This window comes from Pseudoalteromonas atlantica, assembly GCA_007988745.1.
Lineage (GTDB): Bacteria > Pseudomonadota > Gammaproteobacteria > Enterobacterales > Alteromonadaceae > Pseudoalteromonas > Pseudoalteromonas atlantica.
The window spans coordinates 19,546-45,977 of sequence record BJUT01000022.1 but is presented as its reverse complement, the minus strand read 5'-3'; the positions used below and the strand labels follow the sequence as shown (position 1 = coordinate 45,977).

Here is a 26,432-nt window from a genome sequence, read left to right as displayed (position 1 = left end):
TATCCCAAAAGTTAATGTTTAAAAAAAACGGGTGCAAACAATCCAGTAAAGAGCACAAATACGTAAACACAAAAAAACGGCACTAAAACGACCGTGGTTGACTTGAGTATCAGTGCAAACAATACGATTGTTAGCATAAATTTTAATCCGTTACCGCGTTTTAACGAGGTATACGCTTGATTTGCTTTGCTTGCACCCATATATCTGAATGCATAAAGCGCAAATACTAGGTGGGGAAGTATTGCTACGCTGCTACCGGCAAGTGCTGATACGCTGGCGTTTACTCCCCAACCAACAAAAATAATTACTGCAGCTACAAGTGCTACGATACCCTGAAGACAAATTAATTTAAATGCGGCAAGCCTATAAGGTCTTGCTAACTTATTAGTCACGTTTAGTTAACCTTTATGGCGTTCTAATTGTTAGGGTGTGAAAACTGGCGAAATTATACTTAATCCTACCAGTTTTGCAACTTGAGTAGACGCTTTGTAACACAAAATAGCTACAAATGTCTCTTATCGGACATGTAAAATTTTAATGGTCGGTATTGCTGTGATTTATACGATTTAAAATGCCATCAAGCTCATCTAAATTGGTGTAAGAAATAACCAACTTACCTTTGCCTTTCGCGTTATAATTTATTTCTACTTTAGCCCCTAAGTTGTCGGCTAATTTTTGCTCTAAACGCTTAACATCTGGGTCTTTTTCTGGTGCTTCTTTAGCAGCAACCGGCTCTAAAATTGAGCGTACTAACTTTTCGGTTTCGCGAACAGTTAGCGCTTTAGCTACGGCTAATCTTGCAGCGTCAGATTGTGCTTCACCTTCAAGTGCTAATAAACAGCGTGCGTGGCCCATTTCTATGTCGCCATGCTCTAACAGAATTTTAACATCACTATTTAAATTGTTTAATCGTAGTAAATTGGTCACGGTAGTGCGCGATTTACCCACCGCATCGGCAACTTGCTGGTGCGTTAATTCAAATTCATTCAATAATCTGTTTAAAGCAATCGCTTCTTCCATAGCGTTTAAGTCTTCACGCTGAATATTTTCAATCAGAGCAATAGCAACGGCGGCTTCATCTGGCACATCTTTTACAATACAAGGTACGCTTTCAAGCTTTGCTATTTGTGCAGCACGCCAACGGCGCTCACCGGCAATTATTTCAAAGCTATTTTCTGCAACAGGGCGCACCACAATTGGCTGAATAATGCCTTGAGAGCGGATAGAGCTTGCTAACTCCTCAAGCGCTTCTTCAGACATATCTTTACGAGGCTGGTATTTTCCTGAGTGTAAAAACTCAATAGGCAGCTTTTGCAATTCATTCGCAACGGGCTGTGCTGCAGTTTGTACAGCTTCAGTCACATTTACTGTGTCTTGTTCCTTGCTTGAGCTCGGCGCTGGTTTTGATGAACTTAAAAGGGCATCGAGTCCTCGGCCTAAACCTCGTTTTTTAGCAGACATGTTATTTTTTTACCTTAAAGTTAGGCGACTACCGGCGCTGTTTTTTCTTTTCTGCGTAGCATTTCGCCCGCAAGTGCTAAGTAGGCTTTAGCGCCACTTGATGCGCGGTCGTAGTACATTGCTGGTGCACCAAAACTAGGTGCCTCGGCAAGACGCACATTACGTGGGATCACGGTGCGGTATACTTTATCGCCAAAATGTTGTTTTAATTGTTCTGATACATCATTTGCTAATCGATTGCGCGGATCGTACATAGTACGAAGAATGCCTTCAATTTGTAAGTTAGGGTTAACTAACTTTGCAAGTTGCGTAATAGTGTCCATTAATGCGGTTAACCCTTCAAGCGCATAATATTCACATTGCATAGGTACTAAAATAGAATCAGCAGCAGCCATGGCGTTTACTGTTAACATATTTAGTGAAGGCGGGCAGTCGATAAAAATAAATTCGTATTTATCTTGTATTTTTTCAAGCGCATTACGAAGGCGTACTTCGCGTGCAAACAATTCCATTAATTTTACTTCGGCTGCGGTTACATCGCCGTTGGCCGCTATCATATGATACTCACCCGAGGTTTCAGTGATTATCACCTCATCCATTGGTTTTTCTTCAATGAGTAAATCGTAAATGGTGGCGACATCGCCATATTTGTCTACACCGCTACCCATCGTAGCGTTGCCTTGGGGGTCGAGATCTATTAACAGCACTTTACGCTTCGTTGCAGCCATAGATGCAGCGAGATTAACAGCCGTTGTTGTTTTACCAACGCCGCCTTTTTGATTTGCTAATGCGATGACTTTTGCCACTATGTCTCTGATCCCTAGTCTTTAGAAAGAATAATTAAATGTCGTTGTGCATCAAGTTCAGGCACTACTAGCGAGATTTTATCTTCAAATTTTACACCCTCAGGAAGCGACTCTAGCTCTTCACTAGGAAACACACCTTTAAGCGCTATAAATTTGCCTGAGTGATCAATTAAGTGTGAACACCAATCAACCATATCTTGCAATGAAGCAAACGCACGACTTAGTACGCCATCTAATTTAACACTTGGTTGATATTCTTCAACTCTTGACTGCACAGGGGTGACATTATTTAGCCCGAGCTCGTGTTTAACTTGCATTAAAAAGCGAACGCGTTTGCCTAAGCTATCAAGCAATACAAATTGCGTATCAGGTAGTGCAATAGCTAATACAATACCTGGTAAGCCAGGACCTGTGCCTACATCAATATAATGATGACCGGGTAAATGAGGTGCAACAACTAAGCTATCCATAATGTGCTTAATCATCATTTCTTCTGGTAAGCGTACAGACGTTAAATTATACGCTTTGTTCCATTTGTTTAGTAACTCAACGTATTTAACTAATTGCTGTTGTTGTTTTTCGGTTAGCGCAATATCAGTTTGCGCTAACAATGTTGTTAATTGTTGCTGTAACACAGTTTACCTTTACCATTACGCAGTTTTGCGTAATAAGCCTTGCTTCTTCAGATACACTAATAATAGCGAAATCGCCGCTGGGGTGATACCAGAAATACGAGAAGCTTGGCCAATAGTGTCTGGACGCGCATCCGTTAACTTAGCAACTACCTCGTTTGATAAACCCGATACCGTTGAGTAATCGAACTCTTTAGGCAAAATGGTTTCTTCATGACGAAGCTGTTTATTGATCTCATCTTGCTGGCGCGCAATGTAGCCTGCGTATTTAGTATGGATCTCAACTTGTTCAAGTGCAGCTTGGTTTGTAAACTCAGATCCTAGCCCATCAATAGCCATTAAATCGTCGTAACGAATTTCTGGACGACGAAGTAGATCCTCTAAACTTGCTTCACGAGTAAGCGGTGTTTTTAATAAGGCGTTTACTTGATCAACCACAGCATGATCTTTATGGATCCAGGTTTCTTTAATACGCTGTTTCTCTTTTTCGATCACTTCCATTTTTTCGTTAAATGCCTGCCAGCGCTCATCGTTAACTAAACCAAGTTCACGGCCTTTTTCTGTTAAGCGAATATCAGCGTTATCTTCACGCAATAATAAACGGTATTCCGCACGGCTAGTAAACATACGGTACGGTTCTTTTGTACCAAGCGTTGCTAAGTCGTCTATCAGTACGCCCACATATGCTTCATCACGACGTGGAGTCCATGCATCTTTGCCTTGTACTTGTAAAGCGGCGTTCATACCGGCTATTAAACCTTGTGCACCGGCTTCTTCGTAACCAGTAGTACCATTTATTTGGCCTGCAAAAAATAATCCGTCTATAAATTTGGTTTCTAATGACTGTTTTAAATCACGTGGGTCAAAGAAATCATATTCAATAGCATAACCAGGGCGACAAATATGTGCGTTTTCAAAACCATCTATCGATTGCACAATTTGTAACTGCACATCAAAAGGTAAGCTGGTTGAAATACCGTTTGGGTAAAGCTCGTACGATGTTAAACCTTCAGGCTCTACAAATATTTGGTGCTTGTCTTTATCAGCAAAGCGCACAATTTTATCTTCTATTGAAGGGCAGTAACGTGGTCCTATACCTTCAATTACGCCAGAGTACATAGGCGAGCGATGTAAATTGTTACGAATAACCTCATGGGTTTTTTCGTTTGTGTAGGTGATATAGCACGGTATTTGCTGTGGGTGATCGCTTTGTTTACCAATAAACGAAAATACCGGTGTAGGCGCATCACCTGGCTGTTCTTGCATCTTGCTAAAATCAACTGTACGGGCATCAATACGTGGTGGAGTACCTGTTTTTAAACGGTCTACTCTAAAAGGTAACTCACGTAAACGATCAGCAAGTGCAATTGAAGGGGGATCGCCTGCACGACCACCTTTAAAATTCTCTAAACCAATATGTATTTGGCCACCTAAGAAAGTACCTACGGTTAATACAACACTAGGTGCGCTAAAACGTAATCCCATTTGGGTTACTACGCCAACAACTTTGTCGTTTTCAACGATAAGATCGTCACACGATTGTTGAAATATTTTTAGGTTTTCTTGGTTTTGTAATGTGTTTTGAATTGCAGCTTTGTACAAAGCGCGATCAGCTTGTGCTCGAGTTGCACGAACAGCAGGTCCTTTTGAAGAATTTAAGGTACGAAATTGAATACCGCCTTGATCAATAGCTTGTGCCATAGCACCGCCTAGCGCATCAATTTCTTTAACCAAATGGCCTTTGCCTATGCCACCAATTGCAGGGTTGCAAGACATTTGACCAAGTGTATCCATATTATGAGTTAGCAGCAGGGTATTCATCCCCATACGTGCAGCAGCCAATGAGGCTTCAGTGCCTGCATGTCCACCACCTACTACGATAACGTCAAACTTTTCGTGAAAAATCATTAATGGGATCCTACTTAATCAAACCAGTAAACTTCAAAAGGGAGCGTATTCTACCTAGAAATTAGCAGAAGATAAATGATTAAACAGTGGGCAAGATCTAAGTCACTGATCACTTATAATATAAAGGATCTTTTAAAGAGATCTTTTAATACTATTACTACTAGTGATCGGGTTTTCTGTTGATAAGCTCTATTTATTCATTTAAAACATAAAATTAGATCAGATCTAAAGGTGTTAATATGATCGGATCATCAGGCAAATAAGCTCTGATCAAAAAGGGGGTTTATACACAGCCCAATATCGATTGGATCTTATCCCATGGATAAGCATGCTTAAAAACGCAGTTTGATCAGCGGTTATCCACAAAAGCTATTAAATTATTAGTAAATTGTGGGTAACTTTGTTTATGCATTTTAATCGATCACATTACTTTAATTGTGTTTTCTCTATCCACGAGTCTAGCCACTCTAGGGCGGTATCTTCGGGTAATGCCTCATCAAGAATATTTAATTCAAGCCTTGGCGCTATGCATGTTGCGCCAAGGCTTGCCATTAAACTATTTATATTACGCCCAGCAAGGTTATAGGTGTCGTAGCTGGTATCGCCTAAGCCAATGACTGAATATTTAATTGCAGATAAGTCACTTTGCTGATTTAGCTGCTCAATAAATGGTAAAAGGTTGTCGGGGTAATCGCCCGCGCCATAGGTCGATGTGCATATAAGCCAGATTGTATTGTGTTGATCAATATCAGATAAATTAGGTTGATCATGTAGTTCAGCACTTATACCTTGGTTATTTAACTCATCACATAGTTGCTCTGCTACATATTCTGCAGATCCCATTTGACTACCAACGATTATATTTACAGAACTCATATTTAAACTGATCACACTTTACTTATTTGCCCGCTATGATAACTGAGTTAGGCTTGCAGTAAAGGAAACCTTTGTAATTTTGTATAACTATTTTTGAGTTGTTTTTACTCTTTGTTGTAATTACTTATATAAGTTATTGAATATAAATGAATTAACAAAAACTATTTAAATGTAATCTTCTGATCAAGTTGTTGATAAGGTTGGGGAAAGCTCTGCTTAACTAGTATGTTTTGTAGATCTAAATATAGCTAAGTCATTGATTTTTTATTATAAGTGAGGCCACCAGCCCACGTTTTTATATAGCTAAGCTGTTGTTGATCATAATGTGGATAGTAATCTTGTTGATAACTTAAAAAGGCGATCAAAAATAATTTTTAAAAACGATCCGATTAAGCTGATCTGCCCTAAAAAAGTGAAAATAAGTGTAATAAACCACGCTTTTTTATAGATCGTGACGGTTTAAGCTTATAAATGTGCCGCTATTTTTGTTTTATTAGCCATAAAGTAGGCGATTGTGAATAACCTTTTTTAATTAGTCTTATTATTTTTCAAGTTCAGCGAGGAGTTTTGCTGGTGGATCGATTAAAAACGAGGGCGTTGGCTTTGATAGTACCGGTTACTTTTGCTTATAAATTCACAAACTGTAGTTAAAACGATCTACTTAAGGATACTTTTTAGCGGTATATTGGTACTTTTTTAAGCTATGTAGAGCGCCAATTACGCGCTTAACGTGGTGTGTTCTTATACTGTGAGAGATTAAACAGGGGAGTTGTATACGATAAAATCAGGCGCGTTTTTATTTAATTTTAACCCCATTTAGCTTTTTAAATTTTTATACCGGGCATAAAAAAGGGCACTAATGTGCCCTAAAGTGAGTGTCATTTTATGCTGCTTTAGCGAGTTATTTACCAATACAGAACGAGCTAAATATTTTGCCTAGTAGGTCGTCTGAGGTAAATTCACCGGTTATTTCGTTTAAGTACTGCTGCGTTAGGCGTAGCTCTTCGGCTAATATTTCGCCGGCGACGTGCATTTCTAACTGCGTTTTACCAGTATCTAAGTGATAGGCGGCATGTTCAAGTGCATCTAAATGGCGGCGACGCGCCATAAATCCACCTTCTGTTGCGCCCTGAAAGCCAATACAGGCTTTTAAGTGGTCGCGCACAAGCTCAATACCTTGCGCATTTTTAGCGCTTAAACTAATTACTGGGTATTGTTGGTTTTCATCCATACCTACTGCGTCGCCTGATAAATCGGCTTTATTTCTGATAACGGTAACACCCATACCTTGCGGTAATTTTGCCATAAACTCAGGCCAAATTGCGTGTGGGTCGGTATCGGTGGTGTCGGTGCCATCAAGCATAAACAACACGCGATCAGCTTGGTTTATTTCATCCCACGCGCGCTCTATACCTATTTGTTCAACGCGGTCAGGGCTTTCACGTAGGCCTGCGGTATCGATAATATGCAGTGGCATGCCATCAATATGAATGTGCTCACGTAGTACGTCGCGAGTAGTACCGGCTATTTCGGTTACTATAGCGGCTTCGCGTCCTGCTAGGGCATTAAGTAGGCTTGATTTACCCGCATTAGGGCGCCCTGCGATAACAACGCGCATACCTTCGCGCATAATACTGCCTTGCTTAGCTTGGCTCGTTACTGTGTGTAATTGACTGATAATGGCATCTAAATCGCCCGATACTTTGCCATCGGATAAAAAATCAATTTCCTCATCAGGGAAGTCAATGGCTGCCTCTACATACATACGTAAATGAATAACTTTTTCTACTAGGGTTTCAATGTGTTTAGAAAACTCACCTTGTAGCGACTGTAGGGCGCTTTTAGCAGCTTGCTCTGAGGTTGCATTAATTAAATCGCTGATAGCCTCTGCTTGGGTTAAATCAAGCTTGTCGTTCATAAAAGCGCGCTCAGAAAACTCACCAGGCTTAGCTAAGCGAACGCCTTCTATTTGGCTAATTTCTTTTAATAGCATGTCGAGTACAACAGGGCCGCCGTGCCCTTGCAGTTCAAGTACGTCTTCGCCGGTAAATGAATTTGGCCCTGCAAAATAAATAGCGATGCCTTGGTCGAGTTGCTCGCCGCTTAAACTTTTAAAAGGAACGTAGTCGGCATAGCGAAGCTTAGGTACTTTACCTATTATTTTTTCGGCCACGCTTTTAGCAAGGCTGCCAGAAACCCGAATTATACCTACGCCACCACGCCCAGGGGCGGTCGCTTGTGCTGCAATTGTGTCTTGATTGATCATGCTATTTATTTGCCAACGAGAGTAACTTTAATGGCGCTATTGTAACCTATGCATTTATTGGTAGCGAATAGCTGTGGTAAAAAATAGGCAATAAAAAAGGCGACCTAAGTCGCCTTTATATGAGTAGCCGTTAAGCTAGCCTCTTACTTTTATACCTTGCTTTTCCATGCCACGGTAGATGATAAGCATCTGGACAATAGAAATAAGGTTAGACACTAACCAGTAAAGTACTAAACCAGATGGGAACCATAAGAAGAATACAGAGAAGATAACTGGCATAAAGGTCATCATTTTTTGCTGCATTGGATCGGTAACCGTCATTGGTTGTAGTTTTTGCGTCACAAACATACTTGCACCAAATAATATTGGTAATACGTAGTACGGGTCTTTTGTAGAAAGGTCTGTTAGCCAAAGAATGAACTCTGCATGGCGCAGCTCTGTCGATTCTAAGAATACGTAAAATAGCGCTAAGAAAATTGGCATTTGTAGCAAAATAGGGAAACAGCCACCCATAGGGTTAACTTTTTCTTTTTTGTACATTTCCATAGTAGCTTGGCCGAACTTTTGACGGTCATCACCATATTTTTCTTTTAGGGCAGCCATTTTAGGCTGAAGGGCACGCATTTTAGCCATTGACGTGTATTGCGCTTTAGTCAGTGGGTACATTAACGATTTAACGATAATAGTGATGGCAATAATAGCGACACCCCAGTTACCTAAAATACTGTGTAACCATTTAAGAAGTACAAATAAAGGCTGCGAAATAAACCATAACCAACCGTAATCTACAGTTAAGTCTAAATCTGGGTGAATCGCTTCAAGAATATCTGACTCTTTAGGACCCATGTAGTAAGTCGCATTAAGAGTTTGCTCGCTGCCGGCTTGTACATTTATAGGCGCTGCTTTTGTACCAATAATAGCGGCATTACTTTTAGTAATTAAGCTGTAAAGCGTGTGTGTTTCGTCTTGCTTAGGTACCCATGCACTTACAAAGTAATGCTGAATAAATGCAACGTAACCGCCTTGGGTGTTTTTATTTAGGTTTTTGTCAGCCATATCTGAAAAGCTGTATTTTTCGTACGACTCTTCATCAGTACCGTAAGCTGCACCTAGATAGTTTTGATCTACTAAGCTGCCTTTTTCTTGTACGGTACGCTTAATTTGCGTGTATAGCTGTACTTGCACTGGCGCACTTGTAGCATTATTTACTGTGTACTCTAGGCCTACATCGTATTGACCTTTTTTAAATACGTATGTTTTAGTGAAGCTAACGCCATTACTATCAACATAGGTAAGTGGTACACGTAGCTCATCACCGCTTAGCGTGTAGGCTTTTTGCGTTGCTTGGTAAGTAGGGCGACCATTCGCTGATGCGTCTGGGCCATTTAAACCAATTAAACCACTTTGTGAGAAGTATTGATTGCCATCAAACTCGCCTAGAAGCATAAATGGTGTTTCTTCACCTTTTACTTCTTCGTATTGGAGTAAGTCTGCTTCAACAATGTCACCGCCTTTGGTGTCTATTTTTACTTTGAAAACGTCAGTCGTAATGTCAATAACTGAACGCTTAGCAGCGGTAGCCGAAGCAGGTAAACCTGAATCTGACGATGACGGTATATAATCATCTGACTCTGGTGACGTTGTGTTTAGTGTTTGTGTAGTGGCACTAGGATCGGCTTTAGGTGTGTTGTAGTCATTATTCCATTCTTGAAATAATAAAAACGACACTAACATTAAACCGATTAATAAAAACGTGCGTTGCGATTCCATAACAGCTCTTATTTCTCGTGTTGGTGGTTAATACGGGTTAATTTTTCAGGAACGGGGTCTTCTCCGCCTGAATGTAAAGGATGGCATTTTAATATGCGTTTAAGTGCTAACCAACTCCCTTTTACAAATCCATGCAAATTAATTGCTTGAATAGCGTAATGAGAGCAGCTTGGATTAAAACGACAATGCGGGCCTAGTAGTGGGCTTATCCACATTTGATAACCGCGGATAAATAACACTAAACAACGCTTTGGAATAGCAACAAGTGGTTTAAGTAACCTCATGGTGTTTATACCCCTGCGTATATTTAGTGAATAGATACCATGTATTTAAAGGCTCAATTAGAGATTTTAAACGCATGATTAAAAGGTGAGCTAAAGATACCCTAATTAACCCTGCAATTCTATTGCTATCGGGTTTGTTTATTAGATTTAGCTGATTTGTTTGGGCGTTTTTTAAAAGGTGGTGGTTTAGGTGCACCAGGTTTGCAGCGTTCATTTATTTTACGCCACAGCTTTGTAAGTTGTTTGGTTATTTCTTCGTTAGACTGCTCATCAATACCACTTTTTACCATAAGCACAATATCGATATTATCGATGGTGTGTTGATTTAAACGAAAACTTTCGCGAGCGAGTCGTTTAATACGGTTACGTTGGCATGCCTTTTTTACACGTTTTTTAGCAACAGTGAGTCCTAACCTAGGTTTATCTTGGTCATTAGGTTTAGCTAAAAGAGTAAATAAAGGAGTTGCAGCCCGAGCGGGTTCATTAAATATGCGAGAGTAATGCGAGGGAGTTAACAGACGTAACTCCCTGCCAAAGCTAAAGTCTTCCACTTATATATTAAGCAGAAAGAACTTTGCGGCCTTTAGCGCGGCGACGTGCTAATACTTTACGGCCATTTACAGTTGCCATGCGAGCACGGAAGCCGTGTGCACGTTTGCGTTTTAAAACGCTAGGTTGAAAAGTTCTTTTCATAACAATCTCATCCGATCGGTTAAAGTTAAAACATCCTATGCAGGTCGCGATCCTGGCACAGGTGCCATTGCGAGCGCGAGATATTATAGATTAAGCACTTTAAAGTCAATCATAATTGCGCTGTAAACACCGTGTTTATTACATTTTTTGTACGCTAGCTTGATATTTATGGATTAATTTTAAAGCAAAATGGTCTGCTTTTGCGCAAAAAGGCGAATTAATGGCCGAGAGTGACTTAAAGAATGTGGATCGTAATAAAGTAGGGTGATCAACTAGGATCATCATAATTAAGAAGTTTTCCACAGCTGGTGTTTAAAAAGTGAATAAAAGCATGGGAAAACTCATTTAGATCGTAAAATTGGTTCGCGATCTCAGTGTGTTTTTGTTATGATCTGTTATCAGGCTTTAAAATAAAAGTCGCTATAAATCAGTCTGTTAAGATATTTATACACTGATATCAACAATTTTATAAAAATCAATCTTTTACTTGTGGATAAAGTGCCTTCATAATACCCGGTCTTGGGTCGGGTAGCTGGCCAATTGAACGCAATAAATGCATGATTTTTAATCATTATTGATGTGCGGGAATAAAAATTATACCTCTGGGAGTTTAACTGTGTATCTGTCGGTTTGGCAAAGTTGTTTATATGTATTGCAAGATGAGTTGCCTTCGCAACAATTCAGTATGTGGGTAAGACCACTACAAGCAGAAAGTACCGAAGATACCTTAACGATTTACGCACCTAATCGCTTTGTTCTTGATTGGGTAAGAGAAAAGTATTTAAACCGTATTAATGAGTTACTGGTAGAAATTTGTGGCGATGAAGCGCCCGAATTGCGTTTTGATGTAGGTAGTAAACCACTACTAAATACTCAAGCGGCGGCGCCAAGTGTTGAAGCCCCTGCATCACCTAGTTCACAGGCACCTGCTAAACAGCAACCTGTAGAACAAAAAGCAGCAGTAGAGCCAGCGCCTAAATCAGGCTATAAATCTAATATAAAAGATAACTATACCTTTGACAGCTTTGTTGAGGGTAAATCTAACCAGCTAGCAAAAGCGGCTGCAACACAAGTTGCAGATAACCCTGGCTCTGCCTTTAACCCGGTATTTATTTACGGTGGCACTGGCTTAGGTAAAACTCACTTATTACATGCAGTAGGTAATGGCATTATGGCTAACAAGCCCGATGCTAAAATTGTTTACATGCATTCTGAGCGTTTTGTGCAAGACATGGTAAAAGCACTACAAAATAACGCCATTGAAGAATTTAAACGTTATTACCGTAGTGTAGATGCGCTAATGATTGATGATATTCAATTTTTTGCTAATAAAGAGCGCTCACAAGAAGAATTTTTTCATACCTTTAATGCATTATTAGAAGGTAATCAGCAAATTATTTTAACCTCTGACCGCTACCCAAAAGAAATTGAGGGCGTAGAAGACAGGCTTAAATCACGATTTGGTTGGGGTTTAACGATTGCTATAGAGCCGCCAGAGCTTGAAACGCGCGTTGCCATTTTGATGAAAAAAGCGCAGCAGAGTAAAATTAATTTACCGCATGAAGTCGCCTTTTTTATCGCTAAAAAATTACGCTCAAACGTACGTGAATTAGAAGGCGCGCTTAACCGTGTAATAGCTAATGCTAATTTTACCGGGCGTCCTATTTCTATCGACTTTGTAAAAGAAGCGCTGCGTGATTTATTGGCGCTACAAGATAAGCTTGTCACTATAGACAACATACAGCGCACCGTGGCTGAGTATTACAGAATACGTGTGTCAGATCTGTTATCTAAGCGCCGCAGCCGCTCTATCGCGAGGCCGCGCCAGGTAGCTATGGCATTATCTAAAGAATTAACTAATCACAGCTTACCTGAGATTGGTGACGCATTTGGTGGACGTGACCACACCACGGTATTACATGCGTGTAGAAAGGTTAAATCACTTCGTGATGAAAGCCACGAAATAAAAGAAGATTATCAAAATTTAATAAGAACGTTGTCATCTTAGGGCTGACTTTATTATGCAAATAACCATTTCAAGAGAACAATTTTTAAAGCCATTAGTGCAAGTATCGGGTGCGATTGAACGTAAACATACGTTACCTATATTATCTAATGTATTGTTAGTGGTAGAAAACGGGCAACTTTCAATGACAGGCACAGACCTTGAAATTGAACTAGTTGCAGGTGTTTTTGTTGGTGATGATATTGCCGATACAAAGTTAACGCTACCTGCTAAAAAATTACTCGATATTTGTAAAAGCCTGCCTGATGGTTCTGAGCTTACATTGAGCTTACAAGAGCACCAACTGCTTTTAACTAGTGGTAAAAGCCGCTTTTCACTTACTACACTTGCCGCGGAAGACTTTCCTAATTTAGAGCAGTGGGATGGCGAGGTTGAGTTTCAGCTAACGCGTTTAGAGTTACGTAAGTTACTTGAAAGCACGCATTTTTCTATGGCTAACCAAGACGTTCGTTATTACTTAAATGGCATGTCGTTTGAAGTAGATAATACCGACATAAAAACAGTGGCCACCGATGGCCACCGTTTGGCAATAGCGCAAAAAGAATTAGGCCAATCGTTAAATACGCAGCGCCAATTAATAATACCGCGCAAAGGTGTGCAAGAAATTATGCGCCTTATGGTTGCCGATGAAGAATTAGTTACAATTCAATTTGGCGCTAACCATATTCGTATTATCGATGTGGAATTTACTTTTACCAGTAAGTTAGTGGATGGCCGCTTCCCTGATTACCGCCGCGTATTACCGCGTGGTGGAGATAAAGTAATTACCGCTAACCGTGAATGGTTACGTAATGCGTTTCAACGTGTGTCTATTTTATCTAACGAAAAATTTAGAGGTGTGCGTTTAAACCTTGCCAATGGCTTACTTAAAATTACGGCTAATAACCCTGAGCAAGAAGAGGCTGAGGAAATAGTAGAAGTAATGTATGAGGGTGATGAGCTAGAAATTGGTTTTAATGTATCGTATGTATTAGATGTACTAAATACATTAAAAACAGAAGATGTACTATTTACATTAGCAGACTCAAACAGCAGTGCACTTATTGAAGGTGCAGGCGATGAAGAAGCAATGTACGTGGTTATGCCTATGCGATTATAAGATACCCATTATAAATGAGTTTAAGTCACTTGAGCCTCAAGTATTTTCGTAATATTGAGGCACTGACGCTAGAACCAGTCAACGGCGTTAATATAATTTATGGTGAAAACGGCAGCGGAAAAACCAGCCTTTTAGAGGCTATTTATTACCTTTCTCACGGCAAATCTTTTCGAACACCTAAACATAAAAGTATTATTCAACATCAGCAAGATCAGTTTGTAATACATGGCCGCAAAGCGCTACACGACTTGTCTATTCCTATTGGGATTAGTAAAACCCAAAGTGGTGAAACTAATTTAAAAATACAAGGCAAAACCAGTAGAAAAATCTCTGAACTTGCACAGTTAATGCCTGTGCAAATTATTACACCCGAAAGCTATTCATTGTTTTTTGGTGGCCCAAAAGAGCGACGGAAGTTTTTAGATTTGGGTTTGTTCCACGTGGAACATGAGTTTTTTTACTTATGGCAGTCGTTTAATAAAGTGCTTAAACAACGCAATGCATTATTAAAAAGTAAGCCAAAGAATTATTTTGACCAAATTAGGTTTTGGGACAAAGAATTTGTTAGACTGGCAGAACAAATAAATAAATTAAGAATGGCGTATATAAGTAGGTTTAAGCAGCAGTTTTTTGATAAAATGTGTGCAGAATTAACGCTTATACGCGATTTAGAAATCAACTTTAATGCAGGTTGGAAAGACAGTGAGTCTTTAAGTGATGCATTAGAGCAAAACTTTGAGCGAGACGCTCGCCAAGGTTTTACAAGTAAAGGCCCTCATAAGGCCGATTTTAATTTTAGTGTCGCTGGCAACAGCGTAGAGAATACGTTTTCACGCGGTCAATTGAAGTTATTGCTTTATGCGTTAAAAGTAACGCAAAATAGTTTAATTGAGTCAGAGACAGATAAGCAATCTATATTGCTAATAGATGATCTACCTTCAGAGTTAGGCGAGGATACAAAAGAGAAAGTGGGACAATTATTGGCTCACTGCAGTTCTCAAATTTTTATTTCTTCAATTTTGTCTGAAAGTATTTCTGCTGTGGTGGAACCCATGCAACGAGAACTACAAATGTTCCACGTGAAACATGGCAACCTAATAACAAGATAAGTGGGATTAACCATGTCTGAGAATTATGATTCGTCGAGTATTAAAGTACTTAAAGGATTAGACGCTGTAAGAAAGCGTCCTGGAATGTATATAGGGGACACCGATGATGGCACAGGCTTACACCACATGGTGTTTGAGGTCGTTGATAACTCTATCGATGAAGCCTTAGCAGGTCATTGTGATGATATTTATGTAACGATTCACTTAGACGGTTCAGTCTCTGTAAGAGATAACGGTCGTGGTATCCCAACTTCTATCCATGAAGAAGAAGGTGTGTCTGCTGCCGAGGTTATCATGACGGTACTTCATGCCGGTGGTAAGTTTGATGATAACTCGTATAAAGTATCAGGTGGCTTACACGGTGTTGGTGTATCGGTAGTAAATGCATTATCAGAAAAACTAACCCTTACTATTCGTCGTGAAGGCAAATTGCACGAGCAAACTTACAGCATGGGCGTACCTAACGCTCCATTAACTGTTATTGGCGATGCTGACACTACGGGTACTGAACTGCGTTTTTGGCCAAGTGGCGAAACATTTACAAACCTTGATTTTCATTATGATATTTTAGCTAAGCGTTTACGCGAGCTCTCGTTTTTGAACTCTGGTGTAAGCATCATCTTATCTGATGAACGCGAAGAAAATAAAACCGACCACTTTAAATATGATGGCGGTATTCAAGCGTTTGTTGAATACTTAAACCGCAATAAAACACCTGTACATAAAGGTGTATTCCATTTTACTCACGAGCGTGAAGAAGATGGTATTAGCGTTGAAGTTTCAATGCAGTGGAACGATGGCTTCCAAGAAAACATTTACTGTTTTACTAATAACATTCCACAACGTGATGGTGGTACTCACTTAGCCGGCTTTAGATCTGCGCTAACACGTACACTTAATAACTACATGGAAAAAGAAGGCTTTAACAAAAAAGCTAAAACAACCAGTAATGCAACGGGCGATGATGCGCGTGAAGGCTTAACAGCGGTTGTAAGTGTTAAAGTACCTGATCCTAAGTTCTCATCACAAACTAAAGACAAGCTAGTATCAAGCGAAGTTAAATCTGCGGTTGAGCAAGCAATGGCTGAAAAGTTTTCTGATTTCTTATTAGAAAACCCAATGGATGCCAAAATTGTTGTTGGTAAAATTATTGATGCAGCACGAGCACGTGAAGCGGCGCGTAAAGCCCGTGAAATGACTCGTCGTAAAGGCGCTATGGATTTAGCAGGTTTACCTGGTAAATTAGCTGACTGCCAAGAAAAAGACCCATCATTATCTGAACTATACATAGTGGAGGGTGACTCAGCTGGCGGTTCAGCCAAGCAGGGTCGTAATCGTAAAAACCAAGCAATTTTGCCACTTAAAGGTAAAATCTTGAACGTTGAGAAAGCACGCTTTGATAAGATGCTTTCTTCACAAGAAGTAGCAACGCTAATAACAGCCCTAGGTTGTGGTATTGGCCGTGATGAATATGACCCAGAAAAACTACGTTACCACAGCATCATTATCATGACCGATGCGGACGTGGATGGTTCTCACATTCGTACATTGCTACTAACGTTCTTCTATCGCCAAATGCCAGAAATTGTTGAGCGTGGTTATATTTATATTGCACAACCACCACTTTATAAAGTGAAAAAAGGTAAGCAAGAGCGTTATATTAAAGACGATCCTGCACTTGTAGAGTACCTAACATCACTTGCACTAAATAATGCAGCGCTTTACACAAGCGAAGATGCAAGTGCAATTGAAGGTGAAGCGCTTGAGCAAATAGTACAAGATTACCAAAACACAGTTAAAGTCATTGAGCGCTTAAAACGTAAATACCCTAACACTGTAATGGAACGTTTGATTTACCAAAGCGAGTTAAAAGTAGAAGACTTATCTAACGAAGCTAAGGTAATTGAGTGGACTAAAGAACTAGTTGACGACTTAGTTGAACGTGATGAAGATGCGACAATTTTCCACGCTGGAACAGAGCATGATGCAGAGCGCAACTTGTACTTCCCGGTTGTGAATATTCGTCAGCATGGTGTGGATAAAGCACACGTATTACATTACGACTTTATTGCCTCACGTGACTACCAACGCATTGCTGTGACAGGCACGAAGATCGCAAACATCTTAAAAGAAGGCGCATATGTTCAACGTGGTGAGAAAACAAAACCTGTTGATAACTTTGTGGATGCTTTGGAATGGTTGATCGCAGAATCTAAGCGCGGGATCTACATTCAGCGCTATAAAGGATTAGGCGAAATGAACCCTAGCCAACTGTGGGAAACCACAATGGATCCTTCAGCTCGTCGTATGTTACAAGTAACAATTGAAGATGCTGTAGCGGCAGATCAATTGTTTGCAACATTAATGGGCGATCAAGTTGAGCCTCGTCGTGAGTTTATAGAAACCAACGCACTTCGCGTAGTTAACTTAGACGTGTAAAAAATTATACTTACATCTTAAAAGGAGCCTAATGGCTCCTTTTTTATTTTAACAACCGCACAAACTGCTTAAAACCTGCGTGTGCACAAGGTATACTGAGGGTAATTTTCACGCTACTTTCAGATAGTAAAAAGCCAAATATGCAAAAATATGACGTTAAAACCTTTCAAGGTTTGATCCTGGCTTTACAGGATTATTGGGCGCAGCAAGGCTGTGTCATTATTCAACCACTTGATATGGAAGTGGGCGCAGGGACATTTCACCCGCAAACATTCTTAAAATCTATTGGCCCTGAGCCAATGTCGAGCGCATACGTACAACCGTGTCGCCGTCCTACCGATGGCCGCTACGGCGAAAACCCAAACCGCTTACAGCATTACTACCAATTTCAGGTAGTTTTAAAGCCATCACCAGATAACATTCAAGAGCTTTACCTAGGCTCATTAGAAGCAATGGGAATTGATACCCTAACGCACGAAGTACGCTTTGTAGAAGATAACTGGGAATCGCCAACACTAGGCGCTTGGGGCTTAGGTTGGGAGATTTGGCTAAACGGTATGGAAGTAACGCAGTTTACTTACTTTCAGCAAGTAGGGGGCTTAGAATGCTCTCCTGTAACCGGTGAAATTACTTACGGCCTAGAGCGTTTAGCAATGTACATTCAAGGTGTAGACAGTATATACGACCTAGTATGGGCAGACGGTCCATTAGGGCGTGTAACTTACGGCGATGTATTCCATCAAAATGAAGTAGAACAATCTACTTACAACTTTGAACACGCAAACGTAGATGACTTATTTGCACAATTTGATAAGTGTGAAGCTGAGAGCCAAAAGCTAATTGAAGCAAATTTACCACTGCCTGCTTACGAGCAAGTAATGAAAGCATCGCACGCGTTTAACTTACTCGATGCGCGCCATGCAATCTCAGTAACCGAACGTCAGCGTTATATTTTACGCGTTCGAGCGTTATCAAAAGCGTGTGCACAAAGTTATTACGATGCACGTGAAGCGCTTGGTTTCCCGCTGTGTAAGGATAAGTAAGCATGTCAGCACAAAATTTATTAGTAGAAATTGGCACCGAAGAGCTGCCACCAAAAGCACTGCGCAAATTAGCAGAAGCCTTTGCCGCAAACTTAACTGCAGAGCTTGAAACACTAGAGCTTGGGCATGAAGGCGTAAGCTGGTATGCATCGCCTCGTCGTTTAGGTTTACAAGTAAAAGCGCTTGAAGCAAAGCAGCAAGATAAAGAAGTAGAAAAGCGTGGCCCTGCAACTAAAGCAGCGTTCGATAGCGAAGGTAACCCAACTAAAGCAGCAATGGGTTGGGCACGTGGTTGTGGTATTGACGTAAGTGAAGCACAAACTCTTGAGACCGACAAAGGCGCTTGGCTTTTACATATTGCTAAAGTAGCAGGACAAGAAACCAAAACGCTGATGAGCGATGCCATTGCAAAGTCGTTAGCAAAGCTGCCAATACCTAAGCCAATGCGTTGGGGCGCGAATAAAACACAATTTATTCGCCCAGTTCATACCGTAACTATTTTATTTGGTGATGAACTTATTGAAGGCGAAATTTTAGGTAAGCAAGTAACTAATCAGTTACAAGGCCACCGTTTTCATCATCCAGAAAAAATCACCATTAACCATGCTGATGACGTGTTCGACGTATTAAAATCAGCCTACGTTATTGCTGATTACGAACAACGTAAAGCGCAAATCCGTGCACAAATAGAAGAAGCGGCAAGCGCAGTGAATGCGGTTGTTGCAATGGATGAAGACTTATTAGAAGAAGTTACTTCACTAGTAGAGTGGCCAGTAACGTTAACGGCAACATTTGAAGAAGCATTTTTAGATGTACCTGCCGAAGCGCTAATTTACACCATGAAGGATGATCAAAAATACTTCCCGCTATTAGATCAGAACGGCAAACTTTTAAATAAGTTTTTGTTTGTATCTAACATCGAAAGTAAAGATCCAAGTGTGGTTATATCTGGTAACGAAAAAGTAGTGCGCCCACGTTTAGCTGATGCGCAGTTCTTCTTTGAAACAGATAAAAAGAAAACCCTAGAAAGTCGCTTAGAGTCACTTGATACTGTTTTATTCCAAAAGCAATTAGGTACGCTTAAAGATAAATCTGTACGTATTAGCGAACTTGCCGGCTACATTGCAGAGCAACTAGGCGCCGACAAAGACCTTGCAAAACGTGCTGGCCTATTAAGTAAAACAGACTTAATGACCGAAATGGTAATGGAATTTACCGACGTGCAAGGTGTAATGGGTATGCACTATGCACGCTTTGATGGCGAAGCAGAAGATGTAGCTATTGCACAAAACGAGCAATACATGCCGCGTTTTGCGGGTGACAATTTACCTACAAACCTAATCAGCTGTGCAGTAGCAATTGCAGATAAGTTTGATACGCTGGTGGGTATTTTTGGTATAGGCCAAGCACCAAAAGGTGACAAAGACCCATTTGCACTTCGTCGTGCTGCCATTGGTGCACTGCGTATCATGGTAGAAAAAGAGCTACCGCTTGATATTTTAGACCTAGTAGCAAAAGCACAAACACTGTTTGGCGAAAAGCTTACTAACCTAAATGTATCAACCGACGTATTTGACTTTATGCTAGGGCGCTTCCGCGCATGGTATCAAGACGAAGGCATTGAAGTAGATGTTATTCAAGCAGTACTGGCACGTCGTCCTACTAAACCTACTGACTTTGACCGTCGTGTTAAAGCAGTAAGCCACTTCCGTACGTTAGACGCCGCAGAAGCGCTTGCAGCAGCGAATAAGCGTGTAGGTAACATACTAGCTAAAAATAACATTACCACCGAAGGTGATGTTGATGAGAGCCTATTAAGCGATGACGCTGAAAAAGTATTAGCATCACAAGTAGCAAAATTTGCAACTGAGCTTGCACCACTTTACGCCGATGGAAACTACCAAGAGGCATTAAGCCAATTGGCGGGTATTCGCCAAAGTGTTGATAACTTTTTTGACAACGTCATGGTTATGGCCGACGATGAAGCTGTAAAGCAAAATCGCCTCGCACTATTAAGCCAGTTAAGCCGCTTATTTTTAGATATTGCAGATATATCTGTACTACAAAAATAACACCGCTTAAGCCAATAAAAAGCCAGCGTATTGCTGGCTTTTTAGTTTTAACAGAACGAAGGAAACCCATTAATGATGCCAATGAAACGAATTTTAACGCTTGCCATTGCCGGCTTACTCACAGCGTGTACTAGCCAAGTGTCTATTAACGACGTACTACCACAGCAAGAGCTGGATAAAACAATTTACCTAAGAGGCGATTTTACGCTTTGGGATGCAGAGCCTCAGTACCAGTTTATGCCAGTAGGCGGCGCGCTTTACCAAGCAGAAGTTAAATTTAGTACCCCAGGTAAAGTGTACGAATTTAAAATAGCCGATGCCGATTTTAGTGAAGGCTATAACTGTGGCTACAGCGATGCCCAACCAGCAGGACAAAAACTAACGCTCGGCCAACCCGTGCTTGCAGACTGTAATACTATTTATAATTACTTTAGTTACTCACCTGCAATAAAAGGCACATACATAGTAAGTATTGATTACAGTGACTATGATAAGCCGAAAGTGACGATTACTAAGAAATAGCTGTTAGCTGGGAGCTGTCAGCTTTTAGCTGCCCGAGTGGGCTTATAGATTTATGACATGGACGTTGTAGTTTGGGTAGAGTGAAACGAAGCCCAACATGTGCGGCGAATAAAACTGTTCTGCTGGTTATCAAATACGTTGGGTTTCGTAAAACTCAACCCAACGTACATCAATAATAATTTTTATTGATTGCTATAAATATACAATCAAATTAATGAGCTTAGTTAGTCTAATTACAGTCGTAAACCAAAAGTGCGATAAAAGATAAGTAGATTTTAAGTAGGTTGGGTAGAGTGAAACGAAACCCAACATGTGCGGCGAATAAAACTGTTCTGCTGGTTATCAAATACGTTGGGTTTCGTAAAACTCAACCCAACGTACATCAATAATAATTTTTATTGATTGCTATAAATATACAATCAAATTAATGAGCTTAGTTAGTCTAATTACAGTCGTAAACCAAAAGCGCGATAATGGATAAGTAGATTTTAAGTAGGTTGGGTAGAGTGAAACGAAACCCAACACATGCGGCGAATAGAACTGTGCTGGTGGTTATCAAATACGTTGGGTTTCGAAAATTCAACCCAACCTACGCCAGGAATACGCTTTTGTGGTTGCTAGAGTATGCAACAATATCGTGGATAAGCTTGGCTTAAACTTGTCTTGATTATAATTAACAAAACTAATCTATACTCTTATTTATCTGTTTATTTTATGGATAAAAATATGCGTTATAAACGTATGTTAGAGGCGGGCGCATGTTATTTTTTACGGTAAATTTAGAAGATAGATCTCAGCCTTTGCTTGTGGAAAATATAGAGTTATTACGCCGTGTATATTCAAAGGTGGCAAAAAAGCATCCAATAAAGACGATTGCAATTGTTATCATGCCCGATCATCTTCATGCTATTTGGCAATTACCTAAAGGTGATAGTAATTACGCAATGCGTTGGCGACTTATAAAATCAGGCTTTTCTCGAGAGCTGCCAGCAACAGAGTTTTGTAATAAAAGTCGAATAGCGAAAGGAGAGCGCGGGATTTGGCAGCGTCGCTATTGGGAACATAAAATTAGAGATGAAGAAGACTTAAATAATCATATTAATTATATTCACTACAACCCGGTGAAACATAACCATGTTATTAAAGTGAGTGATTGGCCATTTTCAAGCTTTCATCAATACGTTAAAAAATCAAAACTAAGCCAAGATTGGGAGTGCAATAATGATTCAACCACTTTGTATGATGAATAAAATTTCGGTGTTATAAAACAAGTTGGGTTTCGTAAACTCTACCCAACCTACATCTGGTTTAAGTTCTTAACGATGCGTTAAATATTCAAAAATAACCTAACTTACTAAGCCAACTTTCAAACCTTAAAGCCCTTTCTTCACCACATACCTATAAGGTGCTTCATCGGCGTCTGTAGCCACCAGTGTGTGATCCATAAATGTACAAAAACTTGGAATATCGCGAGTGGTTGATGGGTCATCAGCGGTAATTAATAACGTTTCACCGTCGTTCATCTTACGAATTGCAGCGCGTAACATCATTACAGGTTCTGGGCAGCGTAGGCCCATGGCGTCTAATTGGTGATCGGGATTATCAAAGCTCATAAAAAGTTACCTGTAAAAATAGTCGCGGCTTGGTTTGGTCGGGTAGTTTAGCGCAATTAATCTGTTTGGTTAACTGTTTTGCATATAACGGGTAAGCGTAATACAGTAAAAAAAATCTGGTTTAAATTTAATACACCCTATTCATATCAGCAATAAGCTGGTGGCATAAAAAAAGGCGAACTAACTTGCGCTAGTTCGCCTTTTTAATCACCAAGATGGTTTACATGTTTAAGCTAATAATTAGTCTTGAACACGTTCAAATACAGTCGCGATGCCTTGGCCTAAACCAATACACATAGTTGCTAGACCATATTTTGCATTTTTGTCTTCCATTAAGTGAATAAGTGAGGTGCTAATACGCGAACCTGAACAACCTAGTGGGTGACCAAGTGCGATTGCGCCGCCGTTTAAATTCACTTTTTCATCAACTACGTCTGCTAAACCTAAGTCTTTAAGTACAGGCAGTGATTGTGCTGCAAATGCTTCGTTAAGCTCTGCTACGTCAATGTCATCAATAGTAATACCAGCTTGTGCAAGTGCTTTTTTACTTGCTGGTACTGGGCCGTAACCCATGATTGATGGATCGCAACCGGCAACAGCCATTGCTTTAACACGTGCACGAATTGGTAAGCCAAGCTCTTTTGCTTTTTCTTCGCTCATTACTAACATGGCTGATGCGCCATCAGAAAGTGCAGAAGATGTACCCGCAGTAACCGAGCCAGAGGTAGGGTTAAATACTGGGCGAAGCTGAGATAAACCTTCAACCGTTGTTTCAGGGCGAATTACTTCATCATCTTCAACTAAAATTAAAGAGCCATCAGCTGCGTGACCTTCCATTGCTAAAATTTCGCGGCGGAAACGCCCTTCAACTGTTGCAGCATGTGCACGTTGATGTGAGCGGTATGCAAATTCGTCTTGCTGCTGGCGGCTAATTCCGTGAATAGTTGCAAGGTATTCTGCAGTTAAACCCATAGAGCCAGATGCTTGTGCAATTGAAGTTGCTAAGCCTGGGTGAAAGTCGTTACCGTGAGTCATAGGAACGTGACCCATGTGCTCAACACCACCAATTAGGTAAGTGTCGCCAGCGCCTGTCATAATTGCGCGTGCTGCGTCATGCAATGCTTGCATTGACGAGCCACATAAACGGTTAACGGTTGTAGCAGGTACTGAGTGTGGAATACCTGCAAGCAGTGATGCGTTACGTGCAACGTTAAAGCCTTGCTCTAATGTTTGCTGTACACAGCCCCAATAAATATCGTCAATTGATGCTGGATCAACCGCTGGGTTGCGTTCTAGTAAGCCCTTCATTAAATGAGCGCTTAAGTCTTCCGCACGCTTGTTTTTAAATACGCCGCCTTTTGAGCGACCCATTGGTGTGCGGATACAATCTACAATTACTGGATTATTCATGATATTAACCTTCCACCTTATAGAAAACACGACCTTCTTCGGCCCACTTGCGAGTTTGCTCTGATACTTGGTAAATCGCACCTAGGTGAGCATATTTGTCTGCTGATGCAACAAAGTTAGCTAAACCAGTTTGATCTAAGTAACGGAACGCGCCGCCTCTAAATGGAGGGAAACCAACGCCGTATACAAGGGCCATATCAGCTTCTTGAGGAGAAGCAACAATGCCTTCTTGTAAACAAAGAAGCACTTCGTTGATCATTGGGATCATACAACGGTCGATAATTTCTTGTTTATCAAATTCTTTAGGTGCATCAGTAATTGGCGCTAGTAGCTCAACTGCTGTTGCATCGGTTGATTTTTTAAGACGACCACGACGGTCTGTTTCGTACTTGTAAAAACCTGCTTTGTTCTTTTGACCAAAACGTTTTTCGTTAGCAAAAACAGTCACCGGATCTTTTTCTGCACGTGCCATACGCTCAGGGAATCCGTCAGCCATTACGCCAGTACAGTGATACGCCGTATCAATGCCTACAACATCAAGCAGGTAAGCCGGGCCCATTGGCCAGCCAAATACGTTTTCCATTACTTTATCTACTTTTGCAAAGTTAGCGCCTTCAACAACTAATTTGCTAAAGCCTGCAAAGTAAGGGAATAAAACACGGTTCACAAAAAAGCCTGGGCAATCGTTTACAACAATTGGAGACTTGCCAAGTTTAAGCGCGTAATCAACGACTGCATTAATTGTTTTATCAGAGGTTTTTGCACCACGGATAATTTCTACTAATGGCATTTTTGGCACTGGATTGAAAAAGTGCATACCACAGAAGTTTTCTGGTTTATCTAACGCTTCTGCAAGCAAGTCGATACAAATAGTCGATGTGTTTGATGTAAGTACCGTGCCTTCTGGCATGTTCTTTTCAAGGTCAGCTAATACCGCTTGCTTAACTTTAGGATTTTCTACTACGGCTTCAACAATAATGTTGGCGTTTTGTAGGTCTGCATCGTTAAGCGTCGGCTTAATTTTGCTAAGCGTTGCCAGCATTTTTTCCATTGGCATGTGGCCGCGTTTAACTTTTGCACCCAGTAGTTTAGATGCTTCACCCATACCTAAATCAAGCGCATCCTGTTGGATGTCTTTCATTATGATTGGTGTGCCTTTATAAGCTGACTGGTATGCAATACCGCCGCCCATAATACCTGCGCCTAATACAGCCGCTTGTTTAATTTCAACATCGCTGTGCTTAGCAAGTTTACGTGCTTTACCTTTAATAAACTGGTCATTTAAGAAAATACCGGTTTGTGCAGCTGCTTCGTTAGTGCGCGCAAGTTTTGCAAAGTTAGCATTTTCGATTGCCATTGCTTCATCGCGAGTACAGTTGGCCGCTGCTTTAATAGTGCGAACTGCCATAACCGGAGCAGGATAGTGGCCTTTGGTTTTACCCATTACCATACCTTCTGCCATCGCAAAGCTCATGCCTTGCTCAACACGGTTTAATTTAAGTGGCTGAAGTTTAACATCGCGTTTTGCTTGCCAATCTAGTTTGCCGGCAATTGCTAATTCAAGTGTTGCTAGGCTTGACTCTAAAAGTTTGTCAGCACTAACTACCGCGTCAAACGCACCTACTTTTAGGGCATCAGTGGCACGGTTTTCTTTGCCTGAAGTGATCCAAAGCATGGCGTTATCTGCGCCAATAATGCGTGGTAAGCGCACTGTGCCACCAAAACCAGGCATTATACCTAGTTTAACTTCTGGTAAGCCCATTTTAGCGGTTTCGCTTGCAACGCGATAATCGGTAGCAAGTGCCCACTCACAGCCGCCGCCAAGTGCCAAGCCATTTATAGCGCTAAGAGTTGGGAATGGTAAGTCTTCGATTGCGTCAAAAACGTCGGTTGCGTTTTTGATCCACGTTACTAATTCTTCTTCTGGTTTAGTAAATGTTGGTAAAAATTCGAAGATATCTGCACCAATAATAAAGTGATCTTTATCACTGGTGAAAATCATGCCTTTGATATCAGAATTAGACGCTAATTCTTTTAATGCTGCTGCACAATCTGAAAGAGTTTGCTGAGATAGTGTGTTTACAGAACCTGCAACACAAAACTTAAACTCGGCGATGTTTTCCTTTAGGAAGCTAACTTCAAAGGAATCGCTTTTATATAACATTATTATTCTCCCTAGTTGACGAACTAAGACTGGTACGATGAGTTTGCATTTCGACCAGTGTGCTTGCTTTAAAATTAAAATGCAACGAAAAATTTAACTCGGTTACAAACGGTTGGTTAAAATATAGCTGGTTTGGTGCTAAGGTGTACTGGAATGTGCTAAAGGTACTCATTAATTATTATGAGTGCGTAAATTAAATGTTGTTCATACTTTATTAAAGGCACTCTCATTATTGTTTT

General features: G+C 40.6%; 21 protein-coding genes and 1 pseudogene. 8 read left to right on the top strand and 14 right to left on the bottom strand.

All coding sequences use genetic code 11. The features are described 5' to 3' along the window. Positions 1 to 11 precede the first annotated feature (11 nt). The 11 genes from PAT01_RS10905 to rpmH all read right to left on the bottom strand — a co-directional run bounded on the left by PAT01_RS10905 (position 12) and on the right by rpmH (position 10,696). Positions 12 to 392 (bottom strand): ATP synthase subunit I, encoded by a 381-nt coding sequence (locus tag PAT01_RS10905; protein WP_024032126.1) that lies wholly within the window; start codon positions 390 to 392, stop codon positions 12 to 14. Between the two features lie 142 nt (positions 393 to 534). Then, positions 535 to 1,461 carry a ParB/RepB/Spo0J family partition protein gene (locus PAT01_RS10900; protein ID WP_004588068.1) on the bottom strand — a complete coding sequence of 309 codons (927 nt, stop codon included), beginning with the start codon at positions 1,459 to 1,461 and terminating at the stop codon, positions 535 to 537. A 20-nt stretch (positions 1,462 to 1,481) separates the two neighbouring features. Continuing rightward, complete coding sequence (locus PAT01_RS10895) at positions 1,482 to 2,267, bottom strand: ParA family protein (protein ID WP_004588067.1); 786 nt, start codon at positions 2,265 to 2,267, stop codon at positions 1,482 to 1,484. 14 nt (positions 2,268 to 2,281) lie between these two features. Beyond that, positions 2,282 to 2,902, bottom strand: a complete 621-nt coding sequence (rsmG, locus tag PAT01_RS10890) for a 16S rRNA (guanine(527)-N(7))-methyltransferase RsmG (protein ID WP_004588066.1) — start codon at positions 2,900 to 2,902, stop codon at positions 2,282 to 2,284. Positions 2,903 to 2,917: 15 nt separating this feature from the next. Next, entirely contained in the window at positions 2,918 to 4,807 is a 1,890-nt protein-coding gene (gene mnmG / locus PAT01_RS10885; RefSeq protein ID WP_138576250.1) for a tRNA uridine-5-carboxymethylaminomethyl(34) synthesis enzyme MnmG, read from the bottom strand. Positions 4,808 to 5,233: 426 nt separating this feature from the next. Beyond that, positions 5,234 to 5,683: an FMN-binding protein MioC gene (gene mioC, locus PAT01_RS10880; RefSeq protein ID WP_024032128.1), complete on the bottom strand. Its 450-nt coding sequence runs from the start codon at positions 5,681 to 5,683 to the stop codon at positions 5,234 to 5,236. 901 nt (positions 5,684 to 6,584) lie between these two features. Continuing rightward, complete coding sequence (mnmE, locus tag PAT01_RS10875; protein ID WP_004588063.1) at positions 6,585 to 7,949, bottom strand: tRNA uridine-5-carboxymethylaminomethyl(34) synthesis GTPase MnmE; 1,365 nt, start codon at positions 7,947 to 7,949, stop codon at positions 6,585 to 6,587. 135 nt (positions 7,950 to 8,084) lie between these two features. Further along, positions 8,085 to 9,719, bottom strand: a complete 1,635-nt coding sequence (yidC, locus tag PAT01_RS10870; RefSeq protein WP_024032130.1) for a membrane protein insertase YidC — start codon at positions 9,717 to 9,719, stop codon at positions 8,085 to 8,087. An 8-nt stretch (positions 9,720 to 9,727) separates the two neighbouring features. Then, positions 9,728 to 10,003: a membrane protein insertion efficiency factor YidD gene (yidD, locus tag PAT01_RS10865; RefSeq protein WP_004588061.1), complete on the bottom strand. Its 276-nt coding sequence runs from the start codon at positions 10,001 to 10,003 to the stop codon at positions 9,728 to 9,730. A gap of 125 nt (positions 10,004 to 10,128) precedes the next feature. After that, positions 10,129 to 10,554, bottom strand: a complete 426-nt coding sequence (gene rnpA / locus PAT01_RS10860) for a ribonuclease P protein component (RefSeq protein WP_029772813.1) — start codon at positions 10,552 to 10,554, stop codon at positions 10,129 to 10,131. A 7-nt stretch (positions 10,555 to 10,561) separates the two neighbouring features. Beyond that, positions 10,562 to 10,696, bottom strand: coding sequence for a 50S ribosomal protein L34 (rpmH, locus tag PAT01_RS10855; protein WP_004335215.1), 135 nt, complete (start codon positions 10,694 to 10,696; stop codon positions 10,562 to 10,564). Between the two features lie 616 nt (positions 10,697 to 11,312). Between rpmH and dnaA the strand changes: the two genes are divergently transcribed. From dnaA to PAT01_RS10810, 8 genes and pseudogenes are all read left to right on the top strand, one after another. After that, positions 11,313 to 12,704: a chromosomal replication initiator protein DnaA gene (gene dnaA, locus PAT01_RS10850; RefSeq protein WP_004588059.1), complete on the top strand. Its 1,392-nt coding sequence runs from the start codon at positions 11,313 to 11,315 to the stop codon at positions 12,702 to 12,704. Between the two features lie 13 nt (positions 12,705 to 12,717). After that, positions 12,718 to 13,821, top strand: coding sequence for a DNA polymerase III subunit beta (dnaN, locus tag PAT01_RS10845; protein WP_004588058.1), 1,104 nt, complete (start codon positions 12,718 to 12,720; stop codon positions 13,819 to 13,821). Positions 13,822 to 13,835: 14 nt separating this feature from the next. Further along, on the top strand, positions 13,836 to 14,930 hold the full coding sequence (recF, locus tag PAT01_RS10840) for a DNA replication/repair protein RecF (protein ID WP_154945452.1): 1,095 nt from the start codon (positions 13,836 to 13,838) through the stop codon (positions 14,928 to 14,930). A gap of 12 nt (positions 14,931 to 14,942) precedes the next feature. Further along, positions 14,943 to 17,369, top strand: coding sequence for a DNA topoisomerase (ATP-hydrolyzing) subunit B (gene gyrB, locus PAT01_RS10835; RefSeq protein ID WP_096040911.1), 2,427 nt, complete (start codon positions 14,943 to 14,945; stop codon positions 17,367 to 17,369). A gap of 140 nt (positions 17,370 to 17,509) precedes the next feature. After that, positions 17,510 to 18,412: a glycine--tRNA ligase subunit alpha gene (glyQ, locus tag PAT01_RS10830; protein ID WP_004588055.1), complete on the top strand. Its 903-nt coding sequence runs from the start codon at positions 17,510 to 17,512 to the stop codon at positions 18,410 to 18,412. A gap of 2 nt (positions 18,413 to 18,414) precedes the next feature. Continuing rightward, positions 18,415 to 20,484, top strand: coding sequence for a glycine--tRNA ligase subunit beta (gene glyS, locus PAT01_RS10825; RefSeq protein WP_004588054.1), 2,070 nt, complete (start codon positions 18,415 to 18,417; stop codon positions 20,482 to 20,484). Between the two features lie 72 nt (positions 20,485 to 20,556). Continuing rightward, complete coding sequence (locus PAT01_RS10820) at positions 20,557 to 21,006, top strand: early set domain-containing protein (protein WP_121636762.1); 450 nt, start codon at positions 20,557 to 20,559, stop codon at positions 21,004 to 21,006. 726 nt (positions 21,007 to 21,732) lie between these two features. Next, positions 21,733 to 22,256: pseudogene (locus PAT01_RS10810) on the top strand (REP-associated tyrosine transposase). 123 nt (positions 22,257 to 22,379) lie between these two features. Here PAT01_RS10810 and tusA read toward each other — a convergent pair. From tusA to fadB, 3 genes are all read right to left on the bottom strand, one after another. Next, positions 22,380 to 22,619: a sulfurtransferase TusA gene (gene tusA, locus PAT01_RS10805; protein WP_004588051.1), complete on the bottom strand. Its 240-nt coding sequence runs from the start codon at positions 22,617 to 22,619 to the stop codon at positions 22,380 to 22,382. A gap of 240 nt (positions 22,620 to 22,859) precedes the next feature. Beyond that, positions 22,860 to 24,029 (bottom strand): acetyl-CoA C-acyltransferase FadA, encoded by a 1,170-nt coding sequence (gene fadA / locus PAT01_RS10800; protein ID WP_138579974.1) that lies wholly within the window; start codon positions 24,027 to 24,029, stop codon positions 22,860 to 22,862. Positions 24,030 to 24,033: 4 nt separating this feature from the next. Next, positions 24,034 to 26,193: a fatty acid oxidation complex subunit alpha FadB gene (fadB, locus tag PAT01_RS10795; protein ID WP_138579975.1), complete on the bottom strand. Its 2,160-nt coding sequence runs from the start codon at positions 26,191 to 26,193 to the stop codon at positions 24,034 to 24,036. Positions 26,194 to 26,432 lie beyond the last annotated feature (239 nt).

What these genes read in the sequence shown, in the direction of transcription:
- mnmG (WP_138576250.1), bottom strand. Translation starts at nt 4,807, where the DNA reads ATGATTTTTCACGAAAAGTTTGACGTTATCGTAGTAGGTGGTGGACAT.
- PAT01_RS10820 (WP_121636762.1), top strand. Translation starts at nt 20,557, where the DNA reads ATGATGCCAATGAAACGAATTTTAACGCTTGCCATTGCCGGCTTACTC.
- fadA (WP_138579974.1), bottom strand. Translation starts at nt 24,029, where the DNA reads ATGAATAATCCAGTAATTGTAGATTGTATCCGCACACCAATGGGTCGC.
- tusA (WP_004588051.1), bottom strand. Translation starts at nt 22,619, where the DNA reads ATGAGCTTTGATAATCCCGATCACCAATTAGACGCCATGGGCCTACGC.
- glyS (WP_004588054.1), top strand. Translation starts at nt 18,415, where the DNA reads ATGTCAGCACAAAATTTATTAGTAGAAATTGGCACCGAAGAGCTGCCA.
- rpmH (WP_004335215.1), bottom strand. Translation starts at nt 10,696, where the DNA reads ATGAAAAGAACTTTTCAACCTAGCGTTTTAAAACGCAAACGTGCACAC.
- mnmE (WP_004588063.1), bottom strand. Translation starts at nt 7,949, where the DNA reads ATGATCAATCAAGACACAATTGCAGCACAAGCGACCGCCCCTGGGCGT.
- mioC (WP_024032128.1), bottom strand. Translation starts at nt 5,683, where the DNA reads ATGAGTTCTGTAAATATAATCGTTGGTAGTCAAATGGGATCTGCAGAA.
- recF (WP_154945452.1), top strand. Translation starts at nt 13,836, where the DNA reads ATGAGTTTAAGTCACTTGAGCCTCAAGTATTTTCGTAATATTGAGGCA.
- glyQ (WP_004588055.1), top strand. Translation starts at nt 17,510, where the DNA reads ATGCAAAAATATGACGTTAAAACCTTTCAAGGTTTGATCCTGGCTTTA.
- yidC (WP_024032130.1), bottom strand. Translation starts at nt 9,719, where the DNA reads ATGGAATCGCAACGCACGTTTTTATTAATCGGTTTAATGTTAGTGTCG.
- gyrB (WP_096040911.1), top strand. Translation starts at nt 14,943, where the DNA reads ATGTCTGAGAATTATGATTCGTCGAGTATTAAAGTACTTAAAGGATTA.
- yidD (WP_004588061.1), bottom strand. Translation starts at nt 10,003, where the DNA reads ATGAGGTTACTTAAACCACTTGTTGCTATTCCAAAGCGTTGTTTAGTG.
- fadB (WP_138579975.1), bottom strand. Translation starts at nt 26,193, where the DNA reads ATGTTATATAAAAGCGATTCCTTTGAAGTTAGCTTCCTAAAGGAAAAC.
- PAT01_RS10900 (WP_004588068.1), bottom strand. Translation starts at nt 1,461, where the DNA reads ATGTCTGCTAAAAAACGAGGTTTAGGCCGAGGACTCGATGCCCTTTTA.
- dnaN (WP_004588058.1), top strand. Translation starts at nt 12,718, where the DNA reads ATGCAAATAACCATTTCAAGAGAACAATTTTTAAAGCCATTAGTGCAA.